General features: G+C 64.4%; 6 protein-coding genes. 3 read left to right on the forward strand and 3 right to left on the reverse strand.

Annotated elements, in window-relative coordinates; translation table 11 throughout:
• On the forward strand, positions 1-1,013 hold a 1,013-nt coding region (locus ACIQ6O_RS11555), incomplete at its 5' end, for an NAD(P)/FAD-dependent oxidoreductase (RefSeq protein ID WP_396207941.1).
• Between the two features lie 123 nt (positions 1,014-1,136).
• Here the strand turns inward: ACIQ6O_RS11555 and ACIQ6O_RS11560 are convergent.
• Positions 1,137-1,574 (reverse strand): GxxExxY protein, encoded by a 438-nt coding sequence (locus ACIQ6O_RS11560; RefSeq protein ID WP_396207942.1) that lies wholly within the window; start codon positions 1,572-1,574, stop codon positions 1,137-1,139.
• Positions 1,575-1,815: 241 nt separating this feature from the next.
• Positions 1,816-3,174 carry an MFS transporter gene (locus ACIQ6O_RS11565; protein WP_396207943.1) on the reverse strand — a complete coding sequence of 453 codons (1,359 nt, stop codon included), beginning with the start codon at positions 3,172-3,174 and terminating at the stop codon, positions 1,816-1,818.
• Positions 3,175-3,238: 64 nt separating this feature from the next.
• On the opposite strand from ACIQ6O_RS11565, the gene ACIQ6O_RS11570 reads away from it, so the two are divergent.
• A complete protein-coding gene (locus ACIQ6O_RS11570) occupies positions 3,239-3,838 on the forward strand; it encodes a rhomboid family intramembrane serine protease (RefSeq protein ID WP_396207944.1) in 600 nt (199 codons plus the stop codon).
• Positions 3,839-3,956: 118 nt separating this feature from the next.
• Complete coding sequence (locus ACIQ6O_RS11575; protein WP_396207945.1) at positions 3,957-4,340, forward strand: RidA family protein; 384 nt, start codon at positions 3,957-3,959, stop codon at positions 4,338-4,340.
• Between the two features lie 149 nt (positions 4,341-4,489).
• Here ACIQ6O_RS11575 and ACIQ6O_RS11580 read toward each other — a convergent pair.
• Positions 4,490-5,895: amidase family protein (locus ACIQ6O_RS11580; protein ID WP_396207946.1), on the reverse strand; the 1,406-nt coding region annotated here is incomplete at its 5' end.

Consider the following 5,895-nt stretch of genomic DNA (forward strand, 5'->3'; position numbering starts at 1 on the left):
CGTTCTACCGCGCGATCGGCACGGAGCTGGCCATCGGCGACGAGGCACCCAACATCGGTCTCATCGAACCGGGCTATCTCTACCTCGCGGCCACCGACGGTGGTGCCGGGGTTCTGCGTGAGCAGCATGCGCTGCAGCATGAGCACGCGGTGCAGACGGCGCTGCTCGATCCACCGGCGCTCACGCAGCGCTATCCGTGGCTCAACGCCGCCGATCTCGTGTTGGGATCACTCGGGCTGTCCACCGCCACGAGCGGCGAAGGATGGTTCGACGGCTATGCTGCGCTGCAAGCGTTCCGTCGCGGCGCGGCCGCCGCTGGCGTGACCTTCGTGGAGGACGAGGTGATCGACTTCGTGGTGGACCGCCACGAGGGGCCGGCGCGGGTGCGCGCCGTGCATACGGCGGCCGGCCGTTCGGTCGAGGGAGACGCCGTCGTGATTGCCGCGGGCGCGTGGTCCGGGCAGGTGGGCGACCAGCTCGGCGTGTCCCTCCCCGTGCACGCCCGCAAGCGGGACGTGTTCGCCTTCGAAGCCGATGTCGACCTGCGCGGCAGCGATGGGCAGCTGGCGCCGTTGGTGATCGACCCCAGCGGCGTGTGGTTCCGTCCCGAACTGCAGGCCGGCCGCTTTCTCTGCGGCTCGCCGCCGCGCAACGGCGACCCCGACGATGTGCCACTCGAGCAGGTCGACCACGGCCTCTTCGAGGAATTCATCTGGCCCATCCTCGCGGACCGGGTGCCGGCCTTCGACGCGCTGCGCGTGACGAGCAGCTGGGCAGGCTATTACGAGATGAACAGCTTCGACCACAACGGGCTCGTGGGCGCACTGGCCCCGTATGCGAACGCCTACACCGCCTGCGGCTTCTCCGGGCACGGACTGCAGCAGGCTCCCGCCGTGGGCCGCGGCCTCGCGGAATTCATCGCCACCGGCCAGTACCTCACCCTCGACCTGTCACCGTTGCGCGCGAGTCGCGTCGCCGAGGGGCGGCCGCTGCTCGAAAAGAACGTGATTTGAGGCGGGGGCTCCGTTGTTGGAGAAACGGAGAAAGGGGGGAACTGAAATTGGGAGAAAAGGGGAAAGGGAGAAAAAGAGAAGAACGGTGAACTCCTTTTCTTCTTTTCTCCTTTTCTCCCAATATCAGTTCCCCCTTTTCTCCCCTTCTCCAGAGCGGCGAAAACGGGTTCCGCCGGGCAGCGGGACGTCGTTGTTCGTGATTCGCTGAATACCATCTGTCAGCCGATAACTGCCGAAGTTGATCAGCAGTCCCACCGGCAGGTGCATGAGGCGCAGATAGGTCAGGACCTGTCGTCCGTAGATGGGATTGGGTTGATCGGTCGCCTTGAGCTCGACCACCACGTGATCTTCGACGAGCAAGTCTGCGCGAAAGCCGAATTCGATAGGTCTGCCCTTCCACTGGAACGGCACCTTTACCTGTCGCTTGAGCGACAGGCCACGCGCCATAAGCTCCCCGGCCAACAGCTCCTCGTACGCTGATTCCAATAAGCCGGGCCCCAGGGCACGATGAATTTCAATAGCCGCGTCGATCACGGTGCCGGTAATCTGATCGGTCTGCATGGACGCAAACTGATCCGTTCCGTCATCCCGTTGTCATCTTGTAGTCGAAGAAGAGCACTGCATTTTCGAGAATAGGAGAATGGGGGGAACTGATATTGGGAGAAAAGAGGAAAGGGAGAAAAAGAGAGGAACGCTCAACTCCTTTTCTCATTTTCCCCTTTTCTCCCAATATCAGTTCCCCCTTTTCTCCCTTTCTCCTTTCCCCGTTTCTCACATTCTCCCAAGCGCAAAGCAGTGCACATCACTCCTGCGGAGGCGCCGCCGAATCACGCGCGACGAAGGCCACGACAAGGGCACCGCTCACGCCGAGGGCCGCGAGGGTGAGAAACGCGGCGGATGAACTGCCCGTGGCGGTGCGCACGCGGCCAATGAGATCGGGACCGAAGTGGCCACCGAGATTGCCGATGCTGTTGATCCACGCAATCCCCGCCGCGGCCGCAGTCCCGCGCAGAAAGGTCGTGGGAATGGACCAGAACGTACTCATGCCCGAAAGCACCCCCGCCGCGACAAGTGAAAGCGCGAGGAGCGAGCTGGCGATATGCGTGCCCGTAAAGGCCAGCAACGCCAGTCCAGTGGCGGTGCACACGAGCGACGCGGTGACATGCCAGCGTCGTTCGCCCGTGCGGTCGGAGTGATTGCCCCACCAAATCATCGTCACGCCGGCGATGCCCCAGGGAATCATCGACAGCAACCCGATCTCGAGATACGCGGTCTTGCTGAGCCCCAATTCCTGGATGATGGTGGGCATCCAGAAGTTCACGCCGTATAGCGCGACCGCCGTCGTGAAATAGACGTAGGCGAGCGCCCACACGCGGACACTGCCGAACGCCGTGCGCAAGGCGCCATGCGCGGGCGCGGGGACACGCGCCGCCTCATCCGACAGACGGCGCAGCACGAGCTGCCGCTCGTCGTGCGTTAGCCACGTGGCCTGCAGCGGCCCGTCAGGGAGCGCCAACAGAACCACCGCCCCCATCACGAAGCTCGGCACACTCTCCAGCACGAACAGCCAGCGCCACCCCGACCATTCGCTCACGCCCTCGAACACTTGCATGATGTAGCCGGAGAGCGGCGCCCCAAGCACGTTGGCCACCGCGATCGCGATCATGAATCGCGCAAACGCTCGCGCGCGCCGGTCGGCGGGAAACCAGTACGTGAGGTAGAGCACGATACCAGGAAAGAATCCCGCCTCGGCCATCCCCAGCAGCAGACGCAATGCGTAAAAACCGAACACATCCGAGGTGACCCCGAAGAACGCCGGCAACGGTCCCCAGGGAATCGTGTCGACGAAGGCAAAGGCCGACGACACGAGCGCCCACGTGATCATGATGCGGGCGATCCACCGACGGGCGCCCACCCGCTCGAGCAGCAGATTGCTCGGCACCTCGAACAGGAAATACCCGAAGAAGAAAATGCCGGCGCCGAAGCCATACACCGCATCGCTCCAGCCCAACTCCGACACCATCTGCAGCTTGGCGAAGCCCACATTCACCCGATCGAGAAACGCCACGATGTAGCAGGCAAAGAGCAGCGGCAGCAGTCGCCAGCTGATCTTCCGAAACGTGGCGCTGTCGGTCGACGTAGAGACAGTGGAATTCATCATGGCGCGAACTTAGCGCCCGATCACGCCGGTCGCGCGAGGCAGCGTGCCCACTCACCTTTCCGCCATGCCCGCGAACAGTCGCTCGAGCCTCACGAAATCCGCCGCCCGCACCAGCCGACAGGTGACGAAGTCGGTCAGAACCCAGATCACGACCCTTGGCACCACGCTCGGGGCATTCTGGGTCACCTTCGTGGTGAACGCCATGCTCGGCGGCGCGCTCAATCAATTCGGTATCATTCCGCGCACCACCGACGGGCTGCGCGGTATCCTCTTCGCCCCGTTCCTGCACGGCAACCTGAATCACCTCATCGCCAACACGATCCCGTTTCTGGCGCTCGGCTGGATGGTGATGTTGCGCGATGCCCGCCACTTCCTCCCCGTCACCCTCTTCTCCGTGCTCGGCGCCGGCCTTATGGCCTGGACACTCGGTGCTCCGGGGTCGGTGCACATCGGCGCGAGCGGCGTCGTGTTCGGCTACCTCGGCTTTCTGCTGCTCGCCGGCGTGTACACCCGCAGCTTCTGGAGCATCGTGCTGAGCCTGGTCACGGCGGTGCTATGGGGCGGCCTCGTCCTCGGTATCGCGCCAGGCCAGCCGGGTATCAGCTGGCAGGCGCACCTCGGCGGGTTCGGCGGCGGCATTCTGGCGGCGCGCCGCTATCGGTGACGCGAGACGCGGCAGACTAGGATGGGAACTTCGCAGGCAGCGGGTCGCGGATGCACATTCCTGCGTTCGCGGAGCGACTGCTCCCCACTTCCTGCCTCCTGCTCCCTTCCCGGAACCCATGCCGCGCACTTCCACGCACAGCGACCACGCTCCCAAGGCCATCGGCCCGTACTCGCAGGCCATCTGGGCCGGCGACCTCCTCTACTGCTCGGGGCAGACACCCATCGACCCCACCGTGGGGAGCCTCATTGAGGGGGACGTGGAGGCCCAGACGCACCGGTGCTTCGACAATCTGCAGGCGGTGGTAGAGTCGGCCGGGCTCACGATGGACGACGTGATCAAGTGCAACGTGTACCTGGTGGACATGGCGGACTTTCCGCACATGAACAAGGCCTACGGCACGCGCTTCTCGCAGCCCTACCCGGCGCGCACGACGGTAGCCGTAGCCGGGCTGCCGCTGGGCGCCCGCGTCGAAATCGAACTGGTGGCGCGGCGGTCGTAAGCGGAGAAAAAGAGAAAAGGGGGAACTGATATTGGGAGAAAATGAGGATGGGAGAAAGGAGAATGTGGTGTTCTTCTCCTTTTCTCCTTTTCCCCTTTTCTCCCAATATCAGTTCCCCCCTTTCCCTGATTCTCCAACAACCAGACAGGTCAGAAGCGCGGCGCCCGCCAGTGCTTCGTGGTCTGCTCGTAGTCGTACACGTAGCCGATGAGCTTGAACTCGTCGTACGCACGCCCGAAGAACTGCAGCCCCGCGGGCAACCGATTGCCGCGCGTGTAGCCCATAGGCACCGTAATGGCGGGAAACCCCGTGGTGGGCGAGAACAGCTGACTGTTGTCGCCGTGCGGCGTGTTCAGGTCACCGATGAGCCGCGGCGGATTGCTCCACGTAGGATACACCAGCGCGTCGAGCTGCTGCGCCTCCATCATCGCCAGCACCGCCGTGCGCACGTCGGCGCGCACCCGCTCGCGACTCTGACAACCAGCACTCTGCTCCGGCAGTTCGGTCGCCGTGGCAGCATCACGCAGGCGAAGCTCGACCGTTGGGTGGAACTTGCGGCTGCGAATCACGTCGTCGAGCGTCTTCACCGGGGCATTGGGCGCACGCGCCGCGAAGTAGCGTTCGAGATCGGCCTTGAAGCGGTTGCAGCCACCCTGCTGCCGGCGCTGGATCGCGTCGAGCGAATCGACCCGCACCGAATCAATCACGATGGCCCCGGCGCGACGCAGGTCAGCGAGTGCGCGCTCGAATACCGTGCGGACTTCGGCGTCGAGCGTGGGACGATCGTAGGCCTGCCGGAGTACGCCGATGCGCGCGCCCTTGAGTGCGCCGCGCGTGAGCGCGTTCGTGTATCGCGGCGCACGCTTCGCGTCGGCATTTGCCGTGACGGGATCCGCCGCATCGCTGTGTGCAATCACATCGAACACGACCACGGCATCGGCCACGCTACGGGCCATCGGCCCTGCGATGTCGGCCGATGCATTGAGCGGAATCACCCCGGCGCGCGACGTGAGCCCCATCGTGCTGCGGATACCCACGAGGGCCTGATGCGCCGACGGCCCGCGAATGGAATTGCCGGTATCGGTGCCAAGCCCCAGGGTGCCGAAGCCCGCAGCGACCGCGGCCGCCGTCCCCCCGCTCGAACCGGCGGTCACACGATCGAGCGCGTAGGGATTCCTGGTGTACCCCGGAAGAATGGAGCTCACCGTTTCGTACGGCGTGAACGCCCATTCGGCGAGGTTGCTCTTCGCCAGCACGATGGCGCCCGCGTTCTTCACGAGCCGCACCATCGTGGCATCCTGCGGTGGCTTCCATCCTTCGAGGGCCAGGGAACCGCCAGTCGTTTGCAGCCCGATCGTCTCGAAATTGTCCTTCACGATGAGCGGGATGCAGTGTAACGGTCCCACCGGCCCCGCCTTCGCATAGCGGGCGTCGAGGGAGTCGGCAACCGCCACCGCTTCGGCGTTGACCAGCACAATGCTGTTGATCGCCGGCCCCTGCTTATCCATCGCCTCGATGCGCGCGAGGTACTGCTGAACGAGGGCGCGACAGGTAA

The sequence above is a fragment of the Gemmatimonas sp. genome (assembly GCF_044345575.1).
Classification (GTDB): Bacteria; Gemmatimonadota; Gemmatimonadetes; order Gemmatimonadales; family Gemmatimonadaceae; genus Gemmatimonas.